Source organism: Sulfitobacter noctilucae, from assembly GCF_000622365.1.
In the GTDB taxonomy this organism is placed as follows: Bacteria; Pseudomonadota; Alphaproteobacteria; order Rhodobacterales; family Rhodobacteraceae; genus Sulfitobacter; species Sulfitobacter noctilucae.
Genome location: NZ_JASC01000014.1, coordinates 859,363 through 885,839 on the forward strand (window position 1 = coordinate 859,363; position 26,477 = coordinate 885,839).

Annotated in this window: 26 protein-coding genes; 13 read left to right on the plus strand and 13 right to left on the minus strand. The window is 58.5% G+C overall.

Going from position 1 to position 26,477, the window contains the following annotated elements:
- Window positions 1–165: 165 nt before the first annotated feature.
- On the plus strand, window positions 166–516 hold the full coding sequence (locus tag Z945_RS0114305) for a hypothetical protein (protein WP_025052786.1): 351 nt from the start codon (window positions 166–168) through the stop codon (window positions 514–516).
- Between the two features lie 52 nt (window positions 517–568).
- Here Z945_RS0114305 and ilvN read toward each other — a convergent pair whose 3' ends face one another.
- A complete protein-coding gene (ilvN, locus tag Z945_RS0114310; protein WP_025052787.1) occupies window positions 569–1,129 on the minus strand; it encodes an acetolactate synthase small subunit in 561 nt (186 codons plus the stop codon).
- Between the two features lie 69 nt (window positions 1,130–1,198).
- On the minus strand, window positions 1,199–2,953 hold the full coding sequence (locus Z945_RS0114315) for an acetolactate synthase 3 large subunit (RefSeq protein WP_025052788.1): 1,755 nt from the start codon (window positions 2,951–2,953) through the stop codon (window positions 1,199–1,201).
- Window positions 2,954–3,557: 604 nt separating this feature from the next.
- Between Z945_RS0114315 and Z945_RS0114320 the strand changes: the two genes are divergently transcribed.
- Both Z945_RS0114320 and Z945_RS0114325 read left to right on the plus strand, forming a co-directional pair.
- Entirely contained in the window at window positions 3,558–4,064 is a 507-nt protein-coding gene (locus Z945_RS0114320; protein WP_081781008.1) for a nuclear transport factor 2 family protein, read from the plus strand.
- A complete protein-coding gene (locus Z945_RS0114325) occupies window positions 4,046–4,417 on the plus strand; it encodes an adenylate/guanylate cyclase domain-containing protein (RefSeq protein ID WP_025052790.1) in 372 nt (123 codons plus the stop codon). Before Z945_RS0114320 ends, Z945_RS0114325 begins: the two co-directional genes overlap by 19 nt.
- 176 nt (window positions 4,418–4,593) lie before the next feature.
- Here the strand turns inward: Z945_RS0114325 and Z945_RS0114330 are convergent, their stop codons facing one another.
- Together Z945_RS0114330 and Z945_RS0114335 are read right to left on the minus strand one after the other, a co-directional pair.
- Window positions 4,594–5,238 carry a response regulator transcription factor gene (locus tag Z945_RS0114330; RefSeq protein WP_025052791.1) on the minus strand — a complete coding sequence of 215 codons (645 nt, stop codon included), beginning with the start codon at window positions 5,236–5,238 and terminating at the stop codon, window positions 4,594–4,596.
- Window positions 5,235–6,656: a cache domain-containing protein gene (locus Z945_RS0114335; RefSeq protein ID WP_025052792.1), complete on the minus strand. Its 1,422-nt coding sequence runs from the start codon at window positions 6,654–6,656 to the stop codon at window positions 5,235–5,237. Before Z945_RS0114335 ends, Z945_RS0114330 begins: the two co-directional genes overlap by 4 nt.
- Window positions 6,657–6,908: 252 nt before the next feature.
- Here Z945_RS0114335 and Z945_RS0114340 point away from each other — a divergent pair, with 252 nt between their 5' ends.
- From Z945_RS0114340 to Z945_RS0114350, 3 genes are all read left to right on the plus strand, one after another.
- On the plus strand, window positions 6,909–7,997 hold the full coding sequence (locus Z945_RS0114340; protein WP_025052793.1) for a TRAP transporter substrate-binding protein: 1,089 nt from the start codon (window positions 6,909–6,911) through the stop codon (window positions 7,995–7,997).
- A 133-nt stretch (window positions 7,998–8,130) separates the two neighbouring features.
- On the plus strand, window positions 8,131–9,099 hold the full coding sequence (locus tag Z945_RS0114345) for a TRAP transporter small permease subunit (protein WP_025052794.1): 969 nt from the start codon (window positions 8,131–8,133) through the stop codon (window positions 9,097–9,099).
- Window positions 9,099–11,453: a TRAP transporter large permease subunit gene (locus tag Z945_RS0114350; protein WP_025052795.1), complete on the plus strand. Its 2,355-nt coding sequence runs from the start codon at window positions 9,099–9,101 to the stop codon at window positions 11,451–11,453. Before Z945_RS0114345 ends, Z945_RS0114350 begins: the two co-directional genes overlap by 1 nt.
- A 154-nt stretch (window positions 11,454–11,607) precedes the next feature.
- On the opposite strand, the gene Z945_RS0114355 is transcribed toward Z945_RS0114350, so the two are convergent.
- From Z945_RS0114355 to Z945_RS0114370, 4 genes are all read right to left on the minus strand, one after another.
- On the minus strand, window positions 11,608–12,429 hold the full coding sequence (locus Z945_RS0114355) for an arginyltransferase (RefSeq protein WP_025052796.1): 822 nt from the start codon (window positions 12,427–12,429) through the stop codon (window positions 11,608–11,610).
- Between the two features lie 96 nt (window positions 12,430–12,525).
- Window positions 12,526–12,951 carry an RDD family protein gene (locus Z945_RS0114360; RefSeq protein ID WP_025052797.1) on the minus strand — a complete coding sequence of 142 codons (426 nt, stop codon included), beginning with the start codon at window positions 12,949–12,951 and terminating at the stop codon, window positions 12,526–12,528.
- Window positions 12,952–13,012: 61 nt separating this feature from the next.
- Window positions 13,013–13,423, minus strand: coding sequence for a DUF2852 domain-containing protein (locus tag Z945_RS0114365; protein ID WP_025052798.1), 411 nt, complete (start codon window positions 13,421–13,423; stop codon window positions 13,013–13,015).
- Between the two features lie 126 nt (window positions 13,424–13,549).
- The gene (locus Z945_RS0114370; RefSeq protein ID WP_025052799.1) at window positions 13,550–14,032 is read right to left on the minus strand and encodes a YbaK/EbsC family protein; all 483 of its coding nucleotides are present in this window, start codon (window positions 14,030–14,032) and stop codon (window positions 13,550–13,552) included.
- A 28-nt stretch (window positions 14,033–14,060) separates the two neighbouring features.
- On the opposite strand from Z945_RS0114370, the gene Z945_RS0114375 reads away from it, so the two are divergent.
- The 5 genes from Z945_RS0114375 (at window position 14,061) to Z945_RS0114395 (ending at window position 19,711) form a co-directional block, all read left to right on the plus strand.
- Window positions 14,061–16,859, plus strand: a complete 2,799-nt coding sequence (locus Z945_RS0114375) for a bifunctional [glutamine synthetase] adenylyltransferase/[glutamine synthetase]-adenylyl-L-tyrosine phosphorylase (protein ID WP_025052800.1) — start codon at window positions 14,061–14,063, stop codon at window positions 16,857–16,859.
- On the plus strand, window positions 16,856–17,125 hold the full coding sequence (locus Z945_RS0114380) for a hypothetical protein (RefSeq protein ID WP_025052801.1): 270 nt from the start codon (window positions 16,856–16,858) through the stop codon (window positions 17,123–17,125). The genes Z945_RS0114375 and Z945_RS0114380 overlap by 4 nt, the downstream gene beginning before the upstream one ends.
- Before the next feature lie 120 nt (window positions 17,126–17,245).
- Window positions 17,246–17,890, plus strand: coding sequence for a DUF6778 family protein (locus Z945_RS0114385; RefSeq protein ID WP_025052802.1), 645 nt, complete (start codon window positions 17,246–17,248; stop codon window positions 17,888–17,890).
- A 58-nt stretch (window positions 17,891–17,948) separates the two neighbouring features.
- Complete coding sequence (locus Z945_RS0114390; protein ID WP_025052803.1) at window positions 17,949–19,166, plus strand: RSP_2647 family RNA methyltransferase; 1,218 nt, start codon at window positions 17,949–17,951, stop codon at window positions 19,164–19,166.
- A complete protein-coding gene (locus tag Z945_RS0114395) occupies window positions 19,166–19,711 on the plus strand; it encodes an RSP_2648 family PIN domain-containing protein (RefSeq protein ID WP_025052804.1) in 546 nt (181 codons plus the stop codon). The genes Z945_RS0114390 and Z945_RS0114395 overlap by 1 nt, the downstream gene beginning before the upstream one ends.
- 8 nt (window positions 19,712–19,719) lie before the next feature.
- On the opposite strand, the gene Z945_RS0114400 is transcribed toward Z945_RS0114395, so the two are convergent.
- The 5 genes from Z945_RS0114400 to Z945_RS0114420 form a co-directional block, all read right to left on the minus strand.
- Window positions 19,720–20,409, minus strand: a complete 690-nt coding sequence (locus Z945_RS0114400) for a M48 family metalloprotease (RefSeq protein WP_025052805.1) — start codon at window positions 20,407–20,409, stop codon at window positions 19,720–19,722.
- 208 nt (window positions 20,410–20,617) lie between these two features.
- Window positions 20,618–21,805 carry a vWA domain-containing protein gene (locus Z945_RS0114405; RefSeq protein WP_025052806.1) on the minus strand — a complete coding sequence of 396 codons (1,188 nt, stop codon included), beginning with the start codon at window positions 21,803–21,805 and terminating at the stop codon, window positions 20,618–20,620.
- 9 nt (window positions 21,806–21,814) lie between these two features.
- Complete coding sequence (locus tag Z945_RS0114410; RefSeq protein WP_025052807.1) at window positions 21,815–21,988, minus strand: hypothetical protein; 174 nt, start codon at window positions 21,986–21,988, stop codon at window positions 21,815–21,817.
- A 20-nt stretch (window positions 21,989–22,008) separates the two neighbouring features.
- The gene (locus Z945_RS0114415; RefSeq protein WP_025052808.1) at window positions 22,009–23,367 is read right to left on the minus strand and encodes a DUF2927 domain-containing protein; all 1,359 of its coding nucleotides are present in this window, start codon (window positions 23,365–23,367) and stop codon (window positions 22,009–22,011) included.
- A gap of 404 nt (window positions 23,368–23,771) precedes the next feature.
- Window positions 23,772–24,611, minus strand: a complete 840-nt coding sequence (locus Z945_RS0114420; protein ID WP_025052809.1) for an AAA family ATPase — start codon at window positions 24,609–24,611, stop codon at window positions 23,772–23,774.
- A gap of 145 nt (window positions 24,612–24,756) precedes the next feature.
- Here Z945_RS0114420 and dksA point away from each other — a divergent pair, with 145 nt between their 5' ends.
- Both dksA and Z945_RS0114430 read left to right on the plus strand, forming a co-directional pair.
- A complete protein-coding gene (gene dksA, locus Z945_RS0114425) occupies window positions 24,757–25,212 on the plus strand; it encodes an RNA polymerase-binding protein DksA (protein ID WP_025052810.1) in 456 nt (151 codons plus the stop codon).
- Window positions 25,213–25,289: 77 nt separating this feature from the next.
- The gene (locus Z945_RS0114430) at window positions 25,290–26,474 is read left to right on the plus strand and encodes an FAD-dependent monooxygenase (protein ID WP_025052811.1); all 1,185 of its coding nucleotides are present in this window, start codon (window positions 25,290–25,292) and stop codon (window positions 26,472–26,474) included.
- Window positions 26,475–26,477 lie beyond the last annotated feature (3 nt).

Consider the following 26,477-nt stretch of genomic DNA (forward strand, 5'->3'; position numbering starts at 1 on the left):
TGCCTGCCTGCATACTAAAACAATCAGTGTGCAAAACCATGTGACGCTACTCAGCGTCAGTTATGCTTCAAAACGGACACAAATACAATCGTGCGTTGACGCATGGGGTTCAGCTAAAAGTTAACGGGTCATACCGGGTTTTAGCGAAGGGAACAGAGCAAAGACATGATTGGTGTTGTACTTTGGAGCGATCTCACAGAACGAAAAGCGGTTTTCTGGTGTGAAGATCAGGGTGATTTGGCCTACTACGGCGGTTCTCTAAGCAATATGGACCGATTTGACGACATGAAAGCCGGCGATATGGTCAGTTTCGATCTCACCTTCGAGCATAAGATGCGCATCGCGCATAATGCGAAACTAGTTGAAACGAAGGCGTGCAAAAACTTGGCGGACCGTTTGCGCGATACGTCCAGAACGGAAGAGACCTTGCCTGCGTCCGGCGACATCTCAATCGTCGTGCCTTTTCCACAAAGAACCGTTCATGCCGGACCTGAACGACGGATCAGCAACGCATAACAGCGTCGGCGTGCAGCTTCACCACGCCGCACGCCTCCGGTAGGGCGGGCGGTCAGCCGCCGCGAGAAAGTGCCGCGACGCCAGTGCGCGCAACTTCTGCGAGCCCCAGAGGGCGCATCAGGTCCGCGAAGGCGTCGATTTTATCCGGCGCGCCGGTGATTTCGAAAACAAAGCTTTCAAGCGTGCTGTCGACCACATTTGCCCGAAAGATATCGGCCAGTCGCAGCGCTTCGACCCGCTGTTCGCCCTTGCCGGACACCTTGAACATCGCCAGCTCCCGCTCGACACTGGCACCCTCAACGGTCAGATCATGCACTTCAACCACTGAAACGATGCGGCCCAGTTGCGCCTTGATCTGCTCGATCACCTGCGGCGTGCCCGACGTGACGATGGTGATCCGGCTGAGGTGGCCGGTGTGGTCCACCTCGGCCACAGTCAGGCTGTCGATGTTGTAGCCGCGACCGGAAAACAGACCGATGACACGCGCCAGAACCCCGGGTTCGTTTTCGACCAGAACGGCCAGGGTGTGGCGTTCGACCACATCCGAGAAATTAGGCCGTAGGTTGTAGGCGGAATGGCTGGTGGCGCCTTTTTTGATTTTTAGAGCTGACATCTTTGGTTCCTTCATTCTTGCATCGGAAACTTTCAAAGTTTCCGTCCGTTTTCTTTGAAAGAAAACGATCTACACCAACACCGCACCGTCCTTGTCGATGACCATTTGTGTATCGACATTCTCGCCCATAATCATCTCGTTGTGCGCTTTCCCTGACGGGATCATCGGATAGCAGTTCTCGTGCTTTTCAACGAGGCAATCAAAGATGACCGGACCATCATGGTTCAACATCTCCATGATCGCATCATCCAGATCATCCGGGTCGGAGCACAGGATGCCCTTGGCGCCAAACGCTTCGGCCAGTTTCACGAAATCAGGCAGGCTCTCGGACCAGCTGGACGAATAGCGTTCGCCATGCAGCAATTCCTGCCACTGGCGCACCATGCCAAGCCGTTCGTTGTTCAGGATGAATTGTTTGACGGGCAGATTGTACTGCATCGCCGTGCCCATCTCCTGCATGTTCATCAGCCACGATGCTTCGCCCGCCACGTTGATCACAGTGGCCTCCGGATGTGCCATCTGCACGCCGATTGACGCAGGGAAGCCATATCCCATGGTGCCAAGGCCACCCGAAGTCATCCAGCGGTTGGGATCTTCAAACCCCAGATACTGCGCAGCCCACATCTGGTGTTGGCCCACTTCGGTACAGATATAGCGGTCGTGACCCTTGGTCAGTGCTTCAAGCCGCGCCAGCGCGTGCTGTGGCTTGATCGTGCCGCCCTTCTGATTGAACTTCAGGCAATCCACCGCGCGCCATTCCTCGATCTGTTTCCACCATTTCGCCACAGCTTCGGAGTTGGTCTTGCGGCCACGCGACTTCCAGATCTTGAGCAGATCTTCCAGTACATGGCCCACATCGCCCATGATCGGGATGTCGACACGGATGACCTTGTTGATCGACGAAGGATCAATGTCGATATGTGCCTTTTTGGACTTCGGGCTGAACAGGTCGACCACACCGGTGATCCGGTCGTCAAAGCGCGCCCCGATGTTAATCATCAGATCGCAGCCGTGCATTGCCATGTTCGCTTCATAAAGCCCGTGCATCCCCAGCATACCGAGCCATTTGTCACCGGACGCCGGATAACAGCCGAGACCCATGAGGGTAGAGGTGATGGGAAAGCCAGTGGCCTCGACCAGTTCGCGCAACAATTGGCTGGCCCCGGGACCGGAGTTGATCACGCCGCCACCGGTGTAGAACACAGGGCGCTTGGCTTTCTCGATGGCGGCGACCAATTCGGTGATTGCCTCCAGATCGCCTTTCAACTGCGGTTGGTACCGCGAGGTCGAGGGCGCCTTGGGCGTATAGGTGCCGGTGGCAAACTGCACGTCTTTCGGGATGTCGATCAGCACCGGACCGGGACGGCCCGAGGTTGCGACATGAAACGCCTCATGCACAACCCCGGACAGTTTATCGGTCTCTTTCACCAGCCAGTTGTGTTTGGTGCAGGGGCGGGTGATGCCAACGGTGTCGGCTTCCTGAAATGCATCCGATCCGATCATGAATGTTGGTACCTGTCCGGTCAGCACCACCAGCGGAATGGAGTCCATCAAGGCGTCTGTCAAACCGGTCACCGCATTTGTCGCACCGGGACCAGAGGTCACCAACACAACACCGGGCTTTCCGGTCGAGCGCGCGTACCCTTCGGCGGCATGCACCGCACCCTGTTCGTGGCGCACCAGAATATGCTTGATCGAATTTTGCTGAAATACCTCGTCATAGATCGGTAGGACCGCGCCGCCGGGATATCCGAATACGGTGTCGACACCTTGATCAATCAAGGCTTGGACGATCATTTTGGCTCCGGTCATTTTGCGTGTCATGGTCTTGCTCCGTGAGGCGTTCAGTTTCTGTGGCGCATAAAAAAGCCCCCGAGGATGTCGGGGGCGCATGGGATCGAATATGGTTAACCGTTACCGGCCCATGCGCGTGTGTCCTACGATGACGACTAGTTCTGTCATGCCTAAAGGCTCCTTACTGCGTTTGCGGACATTATGAAGGCTGATCGGAGGCGTCAACAGGGAATTTCGTGAAAATATGTCGCAGCGGTCGATTTTTGCGACATTATATTTCGTTTGGCGGGTCTCTGGTGAAATAACACGGGTTTGCGCGGCGCGTTTCAAGGGTTAGCCGCTAAAAAGGGAAAGAAATCCGGGCGAACAGGGATACCCGAGGCTGGCTTCTGGCCGGTCAGTGCAGATGTGAAGAAACCGGCGAGCTTGCCCTGTATCTCGCTAATCGCAATGTAGAAATCCGGTATGCCGGTTGCTGCGCAAGGAGCGCCGGACGACCTCGATGGGTTTGCCAGAGCTTGAACCCAGGCAGCGCCATGCTTTTCCACCCATCCAATGACCGATTGCTGTAGACCTGCTATGCAGGCGACTTGCGTCGCGGATATGACCACACTGATTTTCGGAGTGCGCCAGGATGACACGGAACTCGCCAGAACTCCTATCGGTATGCCGGCGATGGCTTGATGCGGTTCAAGACGGGCGCGGGAATGAAATCGAGAATATACTCACGGACCGGGATCATATGCTGTTCATCGGCACTGGACAGGATGAACTGTGGTCTGGTGTCGCTGTGCAGTCCGCAATTGCTGAGTTTTTCGGCTCAATTCCAACAATTATCAAACAGGAAGAGACCTTTGGCGAAGCCTACGAAAACGGTCGTGTGGGGTGGGTCTGTTTCGCGCACAATGTGACTTTGGCGCATGAGCCGGACAAAGTGGTCGCTGTTCGAAACACCCTGATCTTTGCGCTTGAAGACGGGATCTGGAAGATGGTGCACCGGCATGGCTCCGTTCCTCTTGCGAACGAAAAGTTTGTCGGCTTCAAACAAACAGCAATTGCGGATCTGGTTGCTGCAACTGCAGAGGGTTTAACGATTGACCAGCAAGACGGCAAGCGTCTGTCATGTTCACCGCCATTGTGAATTCGTCAGGGCTGGCGTCGGTCATGGGCGACCGTTTGTGGACATCGGAGGTGTCGCAGCACTTCAGTCAACTCAAACAGATCATCGAAGAAGAGAAGGGGCAGTTCGTAAAATCCTTGGGAGACGGGACACTCTCCAGCTTCCCGAAACCTGCTTTGGCGCTTGAGGCGGCGCGGCGTATTCACGAGGCAATCAAAGTGTCAGACGGCCCCGCAATCTCGTTGCGCATCGGGATCCACACCGGAAAGGGTGTTCGGAAGGATGATGATTTCTTTGAATCGGTCGTCAACAAGGCCGCACGGATCGCGACAATTGCGAAGCCAGATGAAACCTGGGTGTCAAATGTCACATAAGATCTGATTGATCAGGACGCAGGCTACACTCTGGCCAAGGCCGGTCGTTTCGAATTGGATGGGCTGGAGGGCATGCATGCGATCTGGTCATCGACCTAAAGCTTCGTGCCCAGCCGGTTTGGGAATGATCTTCGGATGCCATTTGCCCGATAGCTTTTTTCTTCTAAGCAAGCCTATCACAGCCGCACGCCGGTCCCCTGCAATACACCATGTTCCAGCGCATAGCGGGTCAGGCCAGCGGTGCTGGAGATACCAAGCTTGCGTTTGATGTTCTTACGGTGCGTCTCTACCGTGCGAACCGAAATATCCAGCACGCCTGCGACTTCTTTGTTTGAACGGCCCGAAGCCAGCTGCAACAGGATGGTCTGCTCGCGCTCTGTCAATGCCTCGCGGGCGCCGTTCATCTTGGGCGCGATGGAGCCTTGCGCGCCCGTGCATAGATACCGCTCGCCTCCCATCACCACATCAATCGCTTTCCGGATCTCTTCTGTCGGCACATCTTTCAGCAGATAACCCATCGCGCCGTGGCTAAGCGCCGAGGCGATGTATTCCGGATTGTCATGCATCGACAGAATAACAATGCGCGTGCCGGGACGGCGCTCCAGCACCATTTCCGTTGCAGTCAGTCCGCCAATATCAGGCATATTCAAATCCATAAGGATCACATCGGGGTTCAGCTCCTCGAGCTGGTCAATGACAGCACGCCCGTTGCTGAGCGTGCCGATCACGGTGATATCGTCATAGCTTTCAAGAATGGATTGAATGCCCTCGGCGACCATCGGGTGATCATCGACAATAACAACGCGAATTGACTGACTCATTCAGCGGCTTCCTTGGGTTGATCGGTGCTTTCCGGCGGCAGCATATGGCTGAGCGGGACGGTAGCTTCAATAGTGGTGCCACTCCCCTTGGTCGCCTGGATCTCCAATGTGCCGCGCAACTGCTCCATCCGTTCTTGCATGTTGCGCAGGCCCAGCCCGGCCGAGGCTGCGGATCGGTTATCGCCAAGTCCGCGTCCGTTGTCACTGATGCGCAGGGTCGCACCCCGCCGGTGGCCGCGCAATTTGACCTCTATGCGCGTTGCACCGGCGTGCCGTTCGATGTTGGTCAAGGCCTCTTGGGCTATGCGGTAGAGTGCGATCTTTGCTTCATTGTCCAGACGGTTGCGAAACACCACCGTATGGAATTCACAGATGATGCCGGTGCGGGCCTCGAATTCTTCTGTCAGCGTCTTTAACGCCGGACCAAGGCCCAGATCATCCAGCACACCGGGGCGCAAATCGCGGCTGATGCGGCGGACTTCCGTGATCGCCTCGCTCAGCGACCCGATGCCTTTGCCCAAAGGCTCATCCGCGCTTGCATCGCCGCGTTCCAGCTTGCGCCGCGCATTTTCCAAGGCATAGCGCACACCGACCAAAATCTGGCTGATGCCATCGTGCAATTCCCGCGCCACACGGCCACGCTCCTCTTCCTGAGCGTCAAAAACCCGTTGGGCGAGCTTTTTCAACTTGGCATCCGCAAGACGGCGTTCCCGCAGATTGATCAGCATGCCGGTGCCAAAAACAATCAGTAGGGCCACAAGTGTGATCCCGCCGATATGCACAAAGGTCCGCTGCACGCGCCGCTCCACATCCGCCCGTGCCGTGGCGATGGACCCTAACACATCGTCGATAAACACACCTGTCCCCACTGCCCACCGCCAGGAGGGAAAAGAGGTGACATAGGTGATCATCCGCGCCTCCTGTCCGGTTTCAGTCTTGGGCCAGAGATAGCTGTGATAGCCGGCGCCGTCGCGGGCTATGCGGATCAACTCATCCACCACGGGTGTGCCTTCGCTGTCGGTCTCGCCCGACCAATTCACGTTGATCCGGTCCGTCTGGCGCGGGCTGACCAATTGGGTGCCGTCATAATCATAGACAAAGAACTGTCCCTCTTCGCCATAGATCATTGCCGACAGGATCTGGGCCACGCTTTCTTTGGCAAGGTCATCGTCGGGGGCGGCATTGCCATAGATAAAGTAGAACCCGTTGCGGGCCTGCGTAACGTAATTGCGTAGCTCGGCCTTCTTGGCATCAATGAGCTGGGTTTCGAGCGTAAAGATCTCGCGTTCGGCCAGCGCGCGCGCTTGCAACGCCACCAGCACGGCAATGGCGGCCACCGCAAAGATCAGGGGGATCGTCGCCAGCAGCGTCAGCTTTTGGGCATAGCTGAAGGTGTATCGGGGCAGAAACCAGTGCATGTGCGATTCGATACGCCGAATCGACGGCAATTCAAAGAGCCGCAGGATTTGCAGGTCTGCGCAGAGTTGGGATCAAACCATGTTAACGGCAAAAAGTTCATTGATTTCAAATCGGTATGCCGAAATTACTGTCTCTCTCCGTAATACTAGGTATTTTACTTTCCGAACGCCACGTTACGGTACGCCCACTTGAAACGACCCGCAGCCGCAAAAAGACGGTATGCGGGCATCCTACTCGGGAGGAGTAACCCTATGGACCGTCGTTCATTTCTGAAGACATCCGCGCTTGGCGGCACAGCCGCCGCCGCAACCACACTCGCCGCACCTGCCTATGCGCAAGGCAAGCGAACGCTGACAATGGTCACATCATGGCCACGCGGTTTTGCCGTTCTGGACGATGCGGCAACGTATCTGAACAACATGGTCAACGAGATGTCTGACGGCACTCTGACAATCGACAAAAAAGCCCCCGGCGAACTGGTTGGCGCTTTTGAAGTGTTTGACGCTGTTTCATCCGGTCAGGCCGACATGTACCACGCTGCTGACTATTATTTCATAGGTCAGCACCCGGCATATGCCTATTACACGGCTGTTCCTTTCGGCGGCACGGCGCAAGAGCTGACCAATTGGTACCACCACGGCGGCGGTCACGAGCTGCACAACGAGCTGGGCGAGATCTTTAACCTCAAGTCCTTCCTCGCAGGCAACTCCGGCTCGCAGTCCGGTGGCTGGTTCCGGAACGAAATCAAATCTGCTGCAGACTTCAACGGTCTCAAGTTCCGCATGCCCGGCCTTGGCGGCAAGGTTCTGGGTGAGCTGGGCGCATCCGTTCAGAACATTCCGGGCGGCGAACTTTACCAGGCGCTGTCTTCGGGTGCTCTGGATGGTCTGGAATGGGTTGGACCCTTCGCAGACGAGCGCGCGGGCTTCCAGGAAGTTGCCAAAGTCTATTACACAGCGGGCTTCCACGAGCCAGGTTCCGGCCTGACCGCGGCGGTGAACCTTGATGTGTTCAACGAACTGTCCCCAGCGCACCAGAAGATCATCGAATACGCAGCGATGGCGACAACGCACACGCAGCTGGCTGAAACACTGGCCAACAACGGCGCGGCCCTTGCGCGCCTGCAGCAGCAGGGTGTGAAAACCATGCAGTTCTCCGACGATGTCTGGGATGCATTTGGTGCCGCATCTGCCAAGGTGATGGACGAAAACATGGGCGACGAGTTGTTCGCACGGACCCGCGAAAGCTTTGAAGCCTCACTCACGTCTTCTGCTGAATGGCTGTCGAAATCAGACGCCTTCTACGTCGAGCAGCGCGAGCGTGTACGCGCGAACATGTAAGCGACACCGCTTTTTACGAATTCAAGGGCCGCGCTTTTCGCGGCCCTTGATGCACATTAAGAACAATGCGCGGCAATGACCGCATCTGCACGCAGAAGGGACACCTCCCGGACGCAAGCGGGGAGGGGAGTTTATGGAAAACGACGTAGTATGCGAGGGATTTTTCCGCGCAGCTGAGGGCGCAAAGATCAGCTGCCTTGATAAATTCCAGGACGGTGGATTGATCCAGTTCATCTTAGGCAATTTTCTGGAAGCCTTTTACAACTTTTTCGCCGCCGTCTTGCAGCCACAGCTTTGGCTGGACTGGTCCAATTCCGAAGCGCTGATGCGGTTCATCTATTATGGCGCATCGGTCGAATTCTTCTTTGTCTGTTTTGTGGGTCTGCTGGTGCTGACCGCGTTTGCCATGTGGCACCGCCCGTTGATGTGGGCTGTCGTACGGGGGCTGGAATGGTTCGGCAACGGCATAGGGCGCCTGTTTGCCTGGGCCGGTCTGATCATGGTGATCCAGCAGATTATCATCGTCTTCATGCAACGCATTTTCACACGCCCCGATATCTCGGTCGGGTTTGGCATCCCGCTGCAATTCGACATTTCGTGGTTCGCCGAAGAGTTGAAGCTTTTCAACGCGTTGGTGGTCTGTCTTTGTGTCAGCTACACCTTTATCCAAGGCGGCCATGTGCGGGTTGACCTGTTCTATGCCGGCGCAAAATTCCGCACCAAAAAGATCGTCGATATGTTTGGTGCGGTGTTCTTCATGCTGCCTTTCGCTGTGGTAACATGGCTTTACGGCTGGTTCTTCATGTGGCGTCATCTGGTCACGCCGAACCCGTCCGCCTCTGACTCGCTAGAGCTTTTGCTACGCAAATCGCGGGTTCTGAAGTGGAACGTTGAAACCATCGGGTTCTCGCCCAATGGGTTCAACGGTTACTTCATCTTCAAAGTCCTGCTGTGCCTATTCTGCGTGATGGTGATGTTGCAAGCCATTGCCATCTTCTACCGCAGTTATTGCGAGTTCATGGAAGGCCCGGAGTCTGAAAATAAATACCTCGACAAGGACACCCTTGGCGAAGGCGAAGAAGCATACGAGGGAACACACTGATGTTTTTCGGGTTGGACGGGGTCGAAGTTGGCCTGATCATTGTATTCATCTGCCTTTTTGGTGGCATCCTGTCAGGCTTTCCGGTGGCTTTTGCCATCGGTGGTGCGGGCATCATCTCTTTCGGGATCATTGCGGCGCTCGATAGTGCGGGGCTGCTGATCCATCAGGCGATCGACACCTCATCGGATGCATATCGCGCGCTGATCAATTCGGGGATCCGCGAGGATACCGTATCGGTCTTCCGATACCCTGACCTGCCGCGCATTGGGGAGCCGGTGTTCCCCTCGGGCTGGGAAGTTGCCCTAGACCGCAATGTATCTTTCATCGTGAACCGCATGAACGAGCGCGTTTTGGCGGGCCAGTCGATCGAGACGCTGCTGGCGGTGTTGATGTTCGTTCTGATGGGCATCACGCTGGAGCGCTCCAAGATTGCCGACGATCTGCTGACCACAATGGCCAAGGTGTTCGGACCTTTGCCCGGTGGTCTGGCGGTTTCGGTTGTGGTTGTGGGCGCATTCCTTGCCGCATCAACTGGGATTGTCGGCGCGACCGTGGTGACCATGGGTCTGCTGGCGTTGCCCACCATGTTGCGCAACGGCTATTCGCCTGAAATTGCTACGGGTGTGATTGCCGCATCGGGCACGTTGGGGCAGATCATTCCGCCCTCGATCGTGATCGTCCTGCTGGGCACACTGGCGGGCGATCTTTACTCTGCGGCGCAAGAGGCCCGCGCGCAATCGGCGGGCTGTACCGACGCGCTGACGCTTTTGGGTGAACCTGCTGTTGTCTCTGTCGGGACGCTCTTTCAGGCCGCTCTGCTGCCTGGCATCCTGCTGGCGCTGCTCTATGCGCTTTATGCTTTTGGCTATGCCTTGCTGAACCCCGAACACGCACCTGCGGTCGAGATGGGGTCCACCAATTCCGAAGCAATCACCCGCAACGAGGCCTTTACCTGGTTCCTTGGCGTACCTGCATTGCTGATCGTGGGTACGATTGTTCTGGGGAACCTCGGGATCGTCGGCAGCCAGTCGACAACCGTCTCAAGCTTTTCCGACATTGGCGAAGCCGCAAGCCTGCGCACGAATGTAGGGGAGGAATGTAAGGCCTCGATGATCGAATTGCACGGGCAGGACGCTTGGGACCGCGCGGTGCAAGAGCAACAGGTCATCGAAGAAGCAGGTGGTCTGACACAGTCAGAGCGGCTGAGCGAGGAGGCATTGGCAGAGAGCCAGGCCGCCAAGATCGCCAATGCAGCCCCCATCGGGACCGGTGTTGCGATCCTGCTGGTGATCTTGTCCCTGTTCCTGACAATCGGACGCGGTGTATCGCCCTCGGCTCAGACCCGTCCGTTGATCATCGGCGCGGTGGGTGCGGTACTGGCAGTGCTGGTTGATATCATGTTGATTGGCCCCACCACATCAGCGGGACTGACCGTGGTCCTCATGGCCCTTCCATTCGCGCTTTTGATCTACGGTGTGGTCTATGCGACCAAGCTTTGTGCGCGCAACGAGTTGATCCGCGTGGTGTTCCCACCCCTGATGCTTATCGTGGCGGTGCTTGGTTCGATCCTTGGGGGGATCACCAACCCGACACCGGCAGCGGCCCTCGGGGCAGGCGGCGCGATCATGTTGGCGGCCTACCGCAAACTCAAGGATGAGGACCGCTCGCCCAAGGTGATCATCTGGTCCACGCTGGCGATTGTGGTCTGCATTCTTGTGGGCGTGAACTTTGATCTGCGGATTAATCAGGAAGGTGTGAGCGCGGAAAGCTGGATCGCTTTCTTTGTGGCTTATGGTGCGTACCTTTATGCGATCTTCGGCTTGCTGTTCTCTTGCTGGGTCCTGTTCACCTCGGGCGTTCTGACCCCGGTTGTGCGCGAAACGGCCAAGGTGACGTCGATGGTGTTCACCATCCTGATCGGTTCGCAATTGCTGAACCTTGTGGTGATCAGCTTTGGCGGGGAGCATTATATCCAGCAGTTCCTGAAGTCCTTCGACAACGAGTTGACCGTGTTCCTGCTGGTCATGCTGGTCTTGTTTGTTCTGGGCTTTGTGCTGGATTTCCTGGAGATCATCTACATCGTGGTGCCCATCGTTGGCCCTGTGATCTACGGCGGCACGTTCGATCCTAAGTGGGTGACGATCATGATCGCCGTGAACTTGCAGACGTCCTTCCTGACGCCCCCCTTCGGCTTTGCGCTTTTCTATCTGCGCGGGGTGGCTCCGGCGAGCGTGACGACCCGGCATATCTACCGCGGGATCATCCCCTTTGTGCTGATCCAGGTGGCGGGGCTTGCGATCCTTTGGTTCTTCCCCGCGATCGTGACCATTGTACCGGACCTGATTCCGAACTGATCACCGGTTGCTGGTTTTGATCCAAAAGAGAGGCCGCCCAAGGGCGGCCTCACGTCATTCTGGATGGATGGTAGAGAGCTCCGGGACGGACGCGATGTTGCACGCGTGGCAGAGGTGCCAAGCGGTATATAAGGCCAAAAAGAGAAAGGGGCGTTTAGCGGCGGCTGCGCGCCATATCGGGCAGGGCGATATTTGCGACCTGTTCGGCAATAGGATCATTGCTGAGCGGGTGCTGCTCCGGTTCGAACGCATCGGGGTTGCGCATCTTTTGCCATGCGCCGCCCATGTAGACTTCCAACCCTGAGAATTTCGCCTTGTAGCCCATCTTTTGGCTGCCGGGCACCCAGTAGCCAAGATAGACATAAGGCAGGCCTGCGGCGCGGGCGATTTCGATGTGGTCCAGAATGATGTAGTTGCCCAAACCGTCGCGGGGGCGGTCGGGGGTGTAGAAGGAATAGACCATGCTGACACCGTCGCTCAGCACGTCTGTCAGGCAGACGCCGATCAGGTCGCGGGTTTCGTCGTCGGTGTATTCGATGACGCGGCTGCGGATCGGGGTTTCCTCGATCATCGCGGCGAATTCGAACACATCCATATCGGCCATGCCCCCATCCGCATGGCGGCTGTCCAGGTACCGGCGAAAGAGCGCGTATTGGTCTTCGGTGGCCCAGGGCGACGTCGCGCGGCGGGTCAGGCCGCTGTTGCGGTTGATTGTGCGGCGCTGGCTGCGACTGGGTTTGAAAGCCGAGACATCGATGCGCGCTGAAAGGCAAGAGGCGCAATCGGCACAGGAGGGCCGGTAGAGCACATTCTGTGAGCGCCGGAAGCCTTGCGTTGACAGGCTGTCGTTAAGATCGGTGGCCGCCTCGCCCTGCAGGGCGGTGAACAGTTTCCGCTCCATCCGGCCCTCGAGATAAGGGCAGGGTTGCGGGGCAGTCACATAGAACTGCGGTGTCAGGGGAAGGGTGTGGCGCATAAATTCCGTTCTCTCGTCGCCCAAAAGTGTAGCGCCCGAGGTACGGGTCGCCAAGCCCGTGTTTTAATAAAATGCCCGCTGACTTGGGGGAAATGGTTAACGCCGCCGGTTCAACGCCACGGTGCCCAGCACCATATCCGTCAGCCCCTGCTTGCGTTCCGACGCCAGCATCAGCACGATCGAGATCAGCTGGAGCGGGGCCATCGCGAGTGAAACCGAATAGCCCAGCGTATGCAGGACGGCCATGCCGCCATCGAGGGGCCGGTCGTCTGACTGGCGTAATTCCATCGAGAAGAGCCGCATGCCCCATGTGGCAGAGCCGCTTGCTAGCGTTGCGACACGGTAGAGGAACCCCACCACCAGAAACAGGAAGGGGAAAAAGAAAATGCCGGTGAAGAAGGTAAACGGCAGGATGACAAGACAGAGCACGACGATCACCAGCAGGTCGATACACCACGCCAGCAAACGTTTGGTCGGGATGCCTTGGTAGAACTCGGGCTGGCTATGTGGATCGGGTGTCATGAGTATCCTCGAAAATCTGTCAGAAGGGTAGGCCCCCGATGAAACCGGGAGCCTGAGGTGTTCAGGCTTCAGCAGCCGTGTCGTTGCGCTTGGCCCGGTCATTCATGAATTCATCGAATTCAGCCTTGTCCTTGGCATCGCGCAACCGCTCGAGGAAGGCCTCGAAATTCGTCTGCTCTTCTTCAAGGCGGCGCAGGGTGTCGGCCTTGTAGGCGTCGAATGCGCTGTTGCCGGTAGAGCGGGTGGATAGGGTGCTGCGGGTACGGCGGGCGGTACAAGATTTTCCAGTAAACATACGTTTGCTCCAGATCATATAGGCAAGAAGGGCCAGGCCGACGGGCCAGAAGAAGATAAAGCCAAGAACTATCACGGCAATCCAGGCGCCTTTGCCTTTATCATCCAGCCACATTTCGCTGCGGGCAAACCAGTTTGGCCGGCGGGCATAGTCTTGGGTTTGGGTCATCGTTGTCATGGGTCGCGCCTTTCTGCGTAAGGGCCAGACTGCGGCCCGATGTCTCAAAGGTCTTATGTGAATGCCTTTTACATCAACCAAAATGGGTATTCTGTCGGCGTGTGCAAGGGTCAATGTGAAAGATGTTTACATTTTTTTGAGAAGGTCAGTAAATTCAGCAACTTGTGCGCCGGAAAGCTGCCTCATATCTGATGGAGCCATGCCAAAAACGTGGTGCGGCGTGCCTGCGGCTGCCCATATTTGGTCGAATTGAAGCAAGGTAGCATCGAACCATTTACGGCAGGGCGTGACGTGACCAATCGGTGAAACGCCTCCGATGGCAAAGCCGGTCTGGCTGCGAATCAAAGCGGCATCGGCTTTGCCCAGGGCCTCCCCGGCCAAACAGGCAGCAGCGGCAAGATCGACCTTTTGTCCGCCAGCTGTAATGAACAGTACGGCCTCGCCCGAGGTTTCACCGCGCAGGACGATGGATTTGGCGATTTGATCTACTTCGCACCCCAAGGCCGCAGCAGCATCGGCCGCTGTCCGCGAAAGGGCCGTCTCCGTGATCTCGACGGTAACACCGGCGCTGTCCAATGCAGCGCGTACGCGTTTCAGGCTCTTGCTCATGGCGCGACAGTCGCGCAAAGCTGCGGACATGACAAGCAACCTCGCCTCACTATTGACCCGAACCCCGCGTGTATTTGACAACGACCGTGCGCAGGACGCAGCCCGTCTGGTCCCGGACGTCCCACCGGAGGTACGTGCGTTGATCAGCGGAGCAGCGTCCTGTGCGCCCTATTTGATGTCTCTGGTAGAGAAAGAAGCGGCCTGGCTTGCGCAAGCGGTGCATAATCCGCAGGCGGCGGTGGCCCAGGTGATTGCCGAGGCGGCTGCCTGCGAGGGCGCAGATGTTGCGCACCATTTGCGGCAGGCCAAGCGCCGCGTGGCACTGATGACAGCGCTGGCCGATCTAGGTGGGGCATGGTCGCTGGAGCAGGTGACGGGTGCGTTGAGCGATTTGGCTGATGCAGCCTGCACAGCGGCCCTGCGGGCGGGACTGGCACCGCTGATCAAGCGTGGCAAACTGCCGGGAATGACCGAAGACGATCTGGAGGACGCGGGCGGCATGGTTGTGCTGGCCATGGGCAAGATGGGCGCGGGGGAGTTGAACTACTCATCCGACATCGACCTGATTTGCCTTTTCGACGAAAGCCGCTTTGACCCGGACGACTTTCATCAGGCCCGGACCACCTTTGTCAAAGCGACCCGCGCCATGAGCGGGACGCTGAGCGAGCTGACCGCCGAGGGCTATGTCTTTCGCACCGATTTGCGTCTGCGCCCCGATCCGTCGGTGACGCCCGTGTGTTTGGCGATGGAGGCGGCCGAGAATTACTACGAAAGTCTGGGCCGGACATGGGAACGTGCGGCCTATATCAAGGCGCGGCCCGCGGCGGGGGATCTGGCGGCGGGGTCGGATTTCATCGACCGGCTGCGGCCTTTCATCTGGCGCAGACATCTGGATTTCGCGGCCATTCAGGACGCGCATGACATGCGGCTGGCGATCCGGGCGCATAAGGGTCTGGGCGGCCCGATTACACTCCCAGGGCACAACATGAAGCTGGGGCGTGGCGGCATCCGCGAGATCGAATTCTTCACCCAGACGCGCCAGTTGATTGCGGGCGGGCGGGATGCGGAGTTGCGACTCCGCGGCACATGCGAAGGCCTCGCGATGTTGGGACAGAAGGGCTGGGTGCCATCGGATGCTGTTGATGTCCTGACCGAACACTACCGCGCGCACCGCACGGTCGAGCATCGTTTGCAGATGGTGCGCGATGCGCAGACCCATGATCTGCCGAAGACGCCCCATGGGTTCGAGCGGTTGGCGGCGATGATGGATGTGGATGTGCCTGCATTAGAGGCCGACCTGACGGCACGTCTGTCCGCCGTTCATGATGTAACTGAAGGCTTCTTTGCGGCGTCCCGCGCGCCTGGGGCTGAGGAGACAATCGAAGAAGAGCATGTGTTTGACGCAGAGACGCTGGGGCGCTGGCACAGTTACCCGGCCCTGCGCTCGGCCAGAGGGGCGGAAATTTTCGAGCGGTTGAAGCCCGACCTATTAGCGCGTCTGGCGCAGGCTGCCAAACCGGATGAAGCCCTACGGGCCTTTGATGGATTTCTGGCGGGGCTTCCTGCAGGAGTACAGTTGTTTTCACTGCTCAAAGCCAACCCACAGCTGGCTGATCTGCTCATTGACGTGGTCAGCACCTCGCCTGCGCTGGCGGGCCATCTGTCGCGCAATGCGGCTGTCTTTGACGCCGTCATCGGTGGCGATTTCTTCAGCGACTGGCCGGGCGAGGCGGGGTTGAAAGAGATGCTGGACGCAGTGCTGGCAGGGGAGCCTTCTTACGAAGCACAGCTAGACAACACCCGGCGGTGGGCGCGGGAGTGGCATTTCCGTATTGGCGTGCATTTGCTGCGCGGCCTGAGCGATGCAGATGTGGCGGGGCAGCAATACGCCGATCTGGCCCGTGCCGTCCTGGCCAGCCTCTGGCCTTCGGTCATCGCGCAATTCTCTACGCGGCATGGGCCGCCCCCGGGGCGCGGTGCGGTTATCCTTGGTATGGGCTCGTTGGGGGCAGGGCGGCTGACAGCGACCTCCGACCTTGATCTGATGGTGATCTATGATCCTGCCGGCGAAGAGACATCAGAGGGCAAGCGACCGCTCGCAGCGCGGACCTATTATGCGCGGCTGACGCAAGCGATGATTACGGCGATGACCGCGCCGATGGCACAGGGGAAGCTCTACGATGTGGACATGCGCCTGCGCCCCTCCGGCAATCAGGGGCCGGTTGCGACCAGCCTGGCGAGCTTCGAGAGCTACCAGAAAGCCGATGCCTGGGTCTGGGAACATCTGGCGCTGACGCGGGCCACGGTTGTAGCAGGTCCTCAGGCCATAAACGAAGAAGTCACCGCTTTGATCGCCGAAATCCTGCACCAACCCCGTGATGCGGAGCAGATCCTGAGCGAAGTGGCGCAGATGCGTAGCCGGATTGCGGCAGCAAAAGCCCCCGTCGGGCCTTGGGATGTCAAATTGGGACCGGGCCGGATGCAGGACATCGAACTGCTGGCGCAGGCGGGTGCCCTGATTACCAAAGGGGCCGCACATGACACGGGCCGCGCCCTGCAATCGGCGCAGGCGGCAGGTCTGTGGGACGGGGAAACGACCGCTGCTCTGGCGCGTGCCTATGACCTGTGCTGGCAATTGCAATGCGCGGGGCGATTGCTCTCTGCCAAGCCGTTGGGCGAAGCTGATCTGGCGCAGGCAGGTGCCAGTTTTCTGCTCCGGTCGCTCGGCTGCGACACGGTAGAGCAGGCGGCGGCACATTTGGCGCAGACCTGCGGCGCAGCAGCCGCTTTGATTGACAAGGTTGTGGCACCGGGGGACCCTTCATGAAAGGCGACGCAGAAGACCCCAAAGGCCTGATCCTGGAGGCTTACAGGATTGTGGAGATCACAAAACCGGAATGTCGCACGATCTTTCTGGATTGGGCACTCAGCTTGCCGCTAGAGCAAGAGACCGGGTCGACCCTGCGCATTCTATTAACGCGCTATGCAGCGGAGCATCCGGACCACCCGATGACCGAAGTCATGAACGAAGGGTTGACCGCTATGACCGCGCCGCGCCGCCGCGGCGGATGGCGGGCACGGCCGCGAAACTGACGTGTGAAGTGCCGGAAACACCAGCAAATTTGCAATAATTACGCCCTAATACTGCCCCAATCCTCATGTAGGTTTGACTGAACAAAAGCGCCCGTCTAATGCGCCAGTCTTGAGGTAAATATGCGTATATTGAAACTGATCGCCGCAATTCCCGTTGTCGCAAGCCTTGCCGCCTGTGCGGCCATGCCAGACATCGCCAGCCGTAATGCGCCGTTTGAGGCCGCAACCCCTACGGGTTCTGCACCGGCCACAAATATTGTGCACCCGGCCGCGCTGACGACCCAGCCCGATGCCTTGCCGGTCAGTGTGAGCGACATTCGCATTGTCGTACCGCGTGCGCTGAGCGTCTCGGAAACGAATACCTATTACCCAAAAGGCGATATCGTCTGGCGTGGTGATCCCATCGGCGACCGCCATGCGCAGGTGAAATCACTATTTGAGAATGGCTTTGCCGCAGGCACAGCCGACATGAACGGCCAAACCCCTGTGACTGCGGAGGTCGAGGTGGTGCGCTTTCATTCGGTGACAGAAAAGACCCGCTATACCGTGGGGGGCGTGCACAATATCGTCTTCGACATTACTGTACGCCGCGCCTCGACGGGTCAGGCACTCGCCCCCACGCGTCGGGTCGAGGCCAATCTGCCCGCATTGGGTGGTCGTTCCGCCATCGAAGCAGACCGCGCCGGACAAACACAACGTGTCCGTGTGACTGATCATTTGGCACAAGTGATCCGGCATGAACTGGCCCGCTTTGTGCAAGGCTAGCCACGCTGCCCGCAAAACAATGCTTTCGCAATGGCTGCGAAGGCTCTAAAGGGGCGCTATGACAGAGCCCCTTTCCCCCACCGCTTCATCCACCCTGCCGACCGTACGCCTGATGCCCAAGGCCAATGCCCGCGCCATCCGGCACGGTGCCCCTTGGGTTTATGCCAACGAAATGGTCGTGGATCGGCGCACCAAGAACCTCGCCCCCGGCACGCTGGCGCGGCTGGAGGATGCGGAGCGGTTGCCGCTGGGTTTGGTCAGTGTGAACCCTGCGTCCAAGATCATTGCACGGATGCTCGACAGCGATCCCGAAGCCGTCATTGATCAAAAGTGGTTCGAGGCGCGGATCGCCCGTGCGCTGGACCTGCGTCAGAAGTTTTACAGCGACCCCTATTACCGCCTGATCCATGCCGAGGCCGATGGCCTGCCGGGCGTGGTGATCGACCGCTTTGGCGATACATTTGTGGTGCAGCCGAATGCGGCCTGGGCTGATGTTCTCCTCGCGCCGCTTTGCGCCGCACTCGTGGCGGTGACCGGGGCGGTGAACGTGCTGAAGAACGCGGGCGGGCGTACGCGTGCGCTTGAAGGGTTGGACGATATATCCTCCGTCTTGGTAGGCGAAGCCCCAACCGAAGCGCTGCCGGTGCCAATGAACGGCGCAACTTATATGGCCGACCTCACGGGCGGGCAGAAAACCGGCCTGTTCTTTGACCAGCGGCCCAACCACGCCTTCACTGCCTCCTTTGCCAAGGGCGCACGGGTACTTGATGTCTTTGCGCATGTCGGCGGGTTCTCTCTTGCGGCGCTGGCCGCAGGGGCGGATCACGCGCTGGCTGTGGATGGCTCGGCACCGGCGCTTGCGCTGGCCGAACAGGGTGCTGCGGCGATGGGCATGCAGGACCGGTTTGCCATCCGTCAAGGCGATGCCTTTGACACGCTGGCCGCCCTGCGGGCTGAAGGTGCCGAGTTTGACGTGGTGATCTGTGATCCACCTGCTTTTGCCCCATCGCGCAATGCGCTTGAGGCAGGTTTGCGGGCTTATGAGCGGATTGCACGGCTTGCCGCACCCTTGGTGGCAGAGAATGGTATTCTGGGTCTGTGCTCCTGTTCCCACGCAGCCGATCTGTCGCAGTTCCGCAACGCTTCCGTGCGCGGGATCGGGCGGGGCGGGCGTAAAGGTGTGCTTTTGCATACCGGCTTTGCCGGACCGGACCATCCGCAACTGCCACAACTGGCCGAAAGCGGCTATCTGAAGTCGCTGTTCTTCCGGCTCTGATGGCACCACGCATCCTGATCGACGCTTGCGTGTTGTATCCGACAGTGATGCGCGAGATGGTGCTGGGGGTTGCCCGTCAGGGCCTGTTCGAGCCGATCTGGTCTGAACGGATACTTGAAGAATGGGCCCGCGCTGCGATCAAGCTCGGACCGACTGGGGAGGCGCAGGCCCGCGGCGAAATTGCACTGCTCCGCGCAAATTGGCCCAAAGCAGAGCGCCCCGCCGCGCCGCAGATTGCTGCCCGTCTTTACCTGCCTGATGCAGATGATGTGCATGTGCTGGCCGTTGCAGTGGATTCCAGTGCCGACAGCATCATGACCCTAAACGCAAAGGATTTTCCCAAAGGAACCCTAGCCGAGGAAGGGCTGGGCCGTGTCGATCCCGACGGCTATCTGATGCAGATCTGGATGGATCACCCCGAAGCTGTAGCGCAAGTGGGATCAGACGTGCTGGGCGTGGCGTGGCAGATGTCAGGCACCGATTGGGACATGCGGGCCCTTTTAAAGAAAGCACGTCTACCCCGGCTCGCGAAAGCCTTGGGCTAGCGCCCTATTCAGTCCGACTGGTGCCAGCGCATTTGCAGCTTTTGCAGCGCGTTGATCCGTTCGTCCGTTTTGGGGTGGCTCAGCAACCAAGCAGGGGCAGTGCCGCCGCCGGATTGGGTAAGCGCCTCGAGCTTTTTAAAAAGCGAGATTTGAGGGGCGACGCCAATACCTGCCTTTGTGAGCAGGGCGGCGGCATAGGCGTCTGCCTCATACTCATCGCCGCGTGACAACCGAGCGGCCAAAAGAGTGGTCAGCATATTGGCGATCCAGATGCCAATGAAGAGGATGAACCGGCCCAACACCATCACAAGCACGGTGCGCATGGCATTCTGACCAGAAAAGTCTATCATCCGTCGGCGCGAATGGCCCAAAGCCACATGACCGAGCTCATGCGCAATCACGCTGGCCAGTTCTTCCGCACTCACTTCGCCCGCGCGGAATTTGTTGTAAAACCCGCGTGTTATGAAAATGCGCCCGTCAGGCGCGGCAAGACCGTTCACAGGATCAATCTCGTAAATATGCACCTTGATCCGCTCCAGATCGAGCGCCTTTGCCAGACGGTCGCTCATGTCTTTCAGGGTGGGATCGACCAGTTCGCTCGATTTCGCGTCTAGCTCCTTTGCAGTGCGCCATGCCGAAAAGCGGTACATCACAAGAGCGTAGCCGATTGCCAGCAAAATGGGAAAGACGCGTATCATAGGCTCAATATGGGGGAAGTTCGGCGCGTAGCAACCCGTGCGCTATGGTATTTAAAAAAGGGTGAAGGGGAGGGACATCCTGTCACAGGCACGGAGGTGAGGACCGAACGGCCAGTGCGATGGATGAGGCAATCCGGCAGATCTGGGACCGTGCGACGGGGGGAGAGGGATACGGGAAAGAGACCTCCGCTGCACCGTACCGCAAGGATCAGCGGGTCAGCTCTTTGATCCCGCGGCTTAGACCCTCGAGTGTCATAGGCACCATCGCCTCCGGCCCGAATATCTCGCGGATCATGGCGATGGACTGGGTGTAGGGCCAGTATTTCTCTGGCACCGGATTGATCCACAGGCTGCTGGTCCACTGCTCGCGGGCACGGTTCAGCCAGACGGAGCCTGCCTCGGCATTCCAATGCTCGTTTGCGCCGCCGGGGTAGGCGACTTCGTAAGGTGACATGGAGGCGTCACCCACGAAAATGCATTTGTAATCAGGCCCATAGGTGCGCAGCACTTCATGCGTCGGGATTTGCGCATCCCAGCGGCGGCGGTTGTCTTTCCAGACGCCTTCATACAGGCAGTTGTGGAAATAGAAGTATTCCATGTGTTTGAATTCGGCTTTGGCGGCCGAAAACAACTCTTCAACCACCTTCACATGCGGATCCATTGAGCCGCCGACGTCGAGGAAAAGTAGTACCTTTACCGCGTTGCGCCGCTCGGGACGGGTTTTCACGTCGAGGTAGCCGTGCTCTGCTGTGGCGCGGATGGTGCCGTTCAGGTCCAGCTCTTCGGTTGCGCCATCCCGCGCCCAACGGCGCAGACGTTTCAGGGCCACCTTGATGTTGCGGGTGCCCAGCTCGACCGTATCGTCGAGGTTCTTGAACTCGCGTTTATCCCAGACCTTGACCGCACGCTGATGGCGCGATTCCTTCTGGCCTGCGCGGACGCCTTCGGGGTTGTAGCCATAAGCACCGAAAGGCGATGTCCCCGCCGTGCCCATCCATTTGTTGCCGCCCTGATGCCGGCCTTTCTGTTCTTCAAGGCGCTTCTTCAGCGTCTCCATCAGTTTCTCGAACCCACCCAGCGCTTCAATCTCGGCTTTTTCGGCATCGCTGAGATGCTTCTCAGCCATCTTCTCGAGCCACTCGTGGGGAATTTCAACAGCTTCAAGAACGTCGTCCAAGCTAATGTTTTCCAAGCCTGAAAAGGCAGCGGCGAAAGCCTGATCGAACTTGTCGATGTTGCGCTCGTCTTTGACCATCGACACCCGTGCGAGGTAATAGAAGGCCTCGACATCATAGGTGGCGATCCCGGCGGACATACCGTCGAGAAAGGCAAGAAACTCCCGCATTGAAACGGGGACTTTGTGGGCGCGAAGCTGATCGAAGAAGGGCAGGAACATAAGGCTACGTTAGGCCGCTGTCAGCCAACGGTCCAGCAAGACCGTGATGACCACACCCAGAAGTGCAAAGGCAATGCCGAAACTGGCGGCGTATTGCGCGATATCCATCCGGTTGCCGCCCCGCTTGCGGGCTGTCAAACCGCCGATGATGGCACCGATAATGCCGAGAACCGTATAGATCATAAGCGCTTGCGCCCCCGCGTTTAACCTTTGAGCGGGTTGAGCGATGCGATCTCGCGCAGCTTGGCACGCACGGCCCAATCCGGACCAAATCCGTACCGCGCCCAGCCGATGCTGTCCAGTCTGACGCTACGCGCTTCGGCATGGCGGTTCTCAAGCTCCAGCGCTTCAGAGCGCAGCAAAAGAAGGGTCGACAACAGGGCGGCGTTCTCGCTTTGGCGGGCGGTTTGCAGGTGCGGAGCAATCAGCCGCAGTGCCTCTGCGCCGGCACCACGGGTGATCGCATAGGCCGATAATTGCGTGGCCACATAGGCGCGGTGCAAGTCGGTGCCAGGCGTGTTCACATAATAACGTTTCGCGGCCAGATAATGTTTATGCGCGGCCCGGGGGTCCGAGGTTTGCAACACCCGGCCCATGGCATAATGCGCAAAGGCGCGGCGGTGGTCGGTCCATCCCATTGCGGTGGCAATGCGGATCGCCTCGTTCGCGGCGGTCTGCCGTCCGGTAAAGCTGATCGAGCGGCCAAGGGCTGTCTGAACAGCTTTGCTCCATTCGCGCGGCGTGCGGGTGGCAAAACGGGCGGGGCGTGCGATGCCGGCGGGATTGGTCCGGGCAAGAACAGCCGGAAGGGCAGCGGCGACCTGGCCTCGGGTCATCCCGGAACGCAACGCGGGATCATAGTAGGTGCGCAGGATCAGCATGTCGAACCCGGTCAGCACCGTGTGCACATTGTCATCATTGAAGACGGAATCGGGCAAACGGTAGAGATCGTTCAGCGGACCAAGCGCCTGCGCCAGTTCTTCATGCAGGCAATCGCGGACTTCTTGCGGGCTGGAATCGTTCGGCAAGAAGATCGCCAACCGTTCGCGTTTCTGCATCAACGTCCAGTTTGTCTGGGGCTGGCGGCGGGCCTTTTGATATTCGCCAAGCGAGGACACGTTCGGAGCGACAAAACAGGCTGCCTGAGGCAACACCGACCGGATGTCGGCGCGGGTCACAGCCTGAATGGTGATATTGGCCTGCGGTGCATTGCTTTGACGAATGTCAATCTTGGCTTCGTTGCGCAAACGCGACACCAGCCGGGCCAGATCCGGGCCAAGCGATGCAGGCGGGCTGCCGGTGACGCGGACCGTAATCGGGGTCTCGAAACGGGTCAGGACCGGCAGGCGGCGACCGCTTTCCATCTGGAATGACAGTTCAATGAAATCGAGGGCCAGATCGTTGTTCGACCGGATCGTGGCCTTTGGCGCACTCGATTGGAACATCTTCATCGGGGGCAGGGTGCTGATTGACGTGCTGGCGCGGGTGGCCACGTCATGCTGGGACGCAGGAACGCAGGCGTTCAGCAGCAGAACGAGCGGAAGAACCGACCGCGCTCTCATGTAACGGCCCCGAAGTTCTGTCGGGATTTTGCTGCACAAAACCGGGCACAGCGCACAGCCTCTGTGCGCACGAACTGTGCGAAATGATCATTCATAATTGCCTGCCTGCCCTTTTTGAGCCTTGGATTTCAGGGTTTTTCGCCTTCCATCCCGATCTTTCTAGGGAGCAATTAAGGCAAATTTGGGGCAAATAGGGCAGATTGAGGCAGGGTACATTCAATTTTAACGGGAATTTCAGATGGTGACAAAAAAGTGTCACATTTAGCGTGGTTTAGTCCATTTAGCTAACGTAACGTTAACTAAATGGAGTAAACTTGAGCAATCGCTGGCGAGCCCCAAAAGAAAACACCCCGCCAAGATGGCAGGGTGCATCACTTAACCGATAGTATCGCAGTGTTGGCGGTTTAACGTCCGCCCCGCGCCATGAAGGCAAGCCGCTCAAACAAATGTACGTCCTGTTCGTTTTTCAGCAGGGCACCGTGCAGCTTTGGCAACGCAGATGTACCGTCGCCTTTAAGGTCAGCGGCATCCATGTCTTCCGCCAGCAGCAACTTGAGCCAATCCAGCACTTCAGAAGTGGAAGGCTTCTTCTTCAGACCCTGCTGTTCGCGGATCTCGTAGAATTGCGTCAGGGCCGTGGTCAGCAGCTTTTCCTTGATGCCGGGGTGATGCACCTCGACGATCTTGCGCAAAGTATCCATCTCGGGAAACCGGATATAGTGAAAGAAACAGCGGCGCAGGAAGGCGTCGGGGAGTTCTTTCTCGTTGTTCGATGTAATGATGACGATCGGACGGTTTTCGGCCCTGACAGTCTCGCCTGTCTCGTAGACGTAGAATTCCATCTTATCGAGTTCTTGCAGCAAATCGTTCGGAAATTCGATGTCAGCCTTGTCAATCTCGTCAATCAGCAAGACCACCTTTTCGCCGGCCTCGAAAGCCTCCCAGAGCTTGCCCTTGCGGATGTAGTTTTTCACATCATGAACCCGCTCTTCGCCCAACTGGCTGTCGCGCAGACGGCTGACCGCATCATATTCATAGAGACCCTGTTGGGCGCGGGTGGTGGATTTGATGTTCCATTCGATCATCCGCAATCCCAGCGCGGTTGAGACCTGTTTGGCCAGCTCGGTCTTGCCCGTACCAGGTTCTCCTTTGACGAGAAGCGGCCGCTCGAGCGTGACCGCAGCATTCACGGCAATGGTAAGGTCGTCGGTTGCGACGTAATCGGCTGTGCCTTCGAATTTCATATGCTTTTCAATCCTGTGTCCGGGCATGCGGGTTCATCATTCGCCTATGCTTTAACCAAAAATCAAAGGGATTGTGTAGTGACAATTCCCAGATGCTAGGTTAGACGCGGCGTCACGGGGGCGATCTCGGGGAGAGGGGTCTCAAATGTCAGGGCTAAAAACTGTTGAGGGACAAAAGATGAAACAGGAAGTTTTTCTGCCGGATGATTATTCACCGGCTGAGGACGAACCGTTCATGAATGACCGTCAGGTGGAGTATTTCCGCCGGAAGTTGTTGAACTGGAAGTCCGAATTGATTGAGGGCAGCCGCGACACCATCGAGGCATTGCAGGACGGCACCCGCAATATACCCGATGTGACGGACCGGGCCTCGGAAGAAACCGACCGCGCGCTTGAACTGCGCACCCGTGACCGCGCGCGCAAGCTGGTCTCCAAGATCGACGGCGCATTGCGGCGGATCGAAGAAGGCGAATTCGGCTATTGCTCGGTCACCGGCGATCCGATTTCGCTCAAGCGTCTGGATGCGCGTCCCATCGCGACCATGAGCCTTGAGGCACAAGAGAAGCATGAGCGTCGCGAGAAAGTGCACCGCGACGATTGATCCGGTCACAGCCGTGACAGTTTGGTAGCAAAGAACGCCGGGGCCCGTCTCCGGCGTTTTGGTGCGAGGGCGGGAATATGGGCATTTCAAACGCAATTGTTGTGGGCGGTGGTATCGGTGGCCTGGCGGCCGCCGCTGCACTGGCGCGACGTGGCGTGGCAGTAACGCTGTTGGAACAAGCCAATGCGCTGCGCGAAGTGGGCGCGGGACTACAGATCAGCCCCAACGGGCTGGCCGTGATCAAGGCGCTTGGTGTCGAGACGCAATTGCGGAGCAAGGGTGCTGTAGAGGCGCAAGCAGTGGTCTTGCGCGACTATGCGCAGGGACGTCCGGTGGCGCGGCTTGATCTGGCGCGACTGCGGCCTGCGCAAAAGTACCTCTTTACCCATCGTGCGGATTTGATCGATACGCTGGCTGGTGCGGCCAAGCGGGCCAATGTGACGTTTGAATTGGGCGTGGCAGTGGCCAGCATCCGTCCCGGTCCGGTGCCCGCGGTCCAGATGTCGGATGGCAGCACGCGCCGCGCGGAACTGGTGGTGGCCGCCGATGGTATCCACTCAGTCGCACGACCCGTGTTGAACGGACCCGACAAGGCCGTGTACTCCGGACAGGTTGCGTGGCGCGCTGTGATCCCGAATGTGGTGGACCATCCCGCCGAAGCGCGGGTGCATATGGGGCCGGGCCGGCATTTGGTCAGCTATCCCTTGCGGGGGGCCGAGTTGATCAATCTGGTTGCGGTTGAGGAACGCAGTGCGTGGGCCGCCGAAGGCTGGCAGCACTGCGACAAGCCGGACAATGTGCGCAAAGCCTTTGCGGGCTTCGGGGGTGATGTGCCCGCGATGATCGCGGCCTTGGATGAGGTGACACTTTGGGGCCTGCATTTGCATCCGGTCGCGGCCAATTGGCATCAGGACGGCGTGGTTTTGCTTGGCGATGCTGCCCATCCAACACTGCCGTTTTTGGCGCAGGGGGCCAATATGGCGCTGGAAGATGCATGGGTGTTGGCCCAAGCGGTCACGCAGGCGGGGTCGGATGACCTCTCGGCATCCACAGCAGCCTATCAAAACCAGCGGATCAAGCGGGTGCGCCGGGTGATCGACGCCGCTGCCGGCAATGCAGCACGCTATCATCTCCGCCCCGGACCGATGCGCAGCCTCGCGCATCTTGGTTTACGCACAGCAAGCCGTCTGGCACCGGGCCGGATGCTTGGCGCGTTCGACTGGCTTTATGGTCATGACGTGACACGCCGCGATAAGGCTTGATGG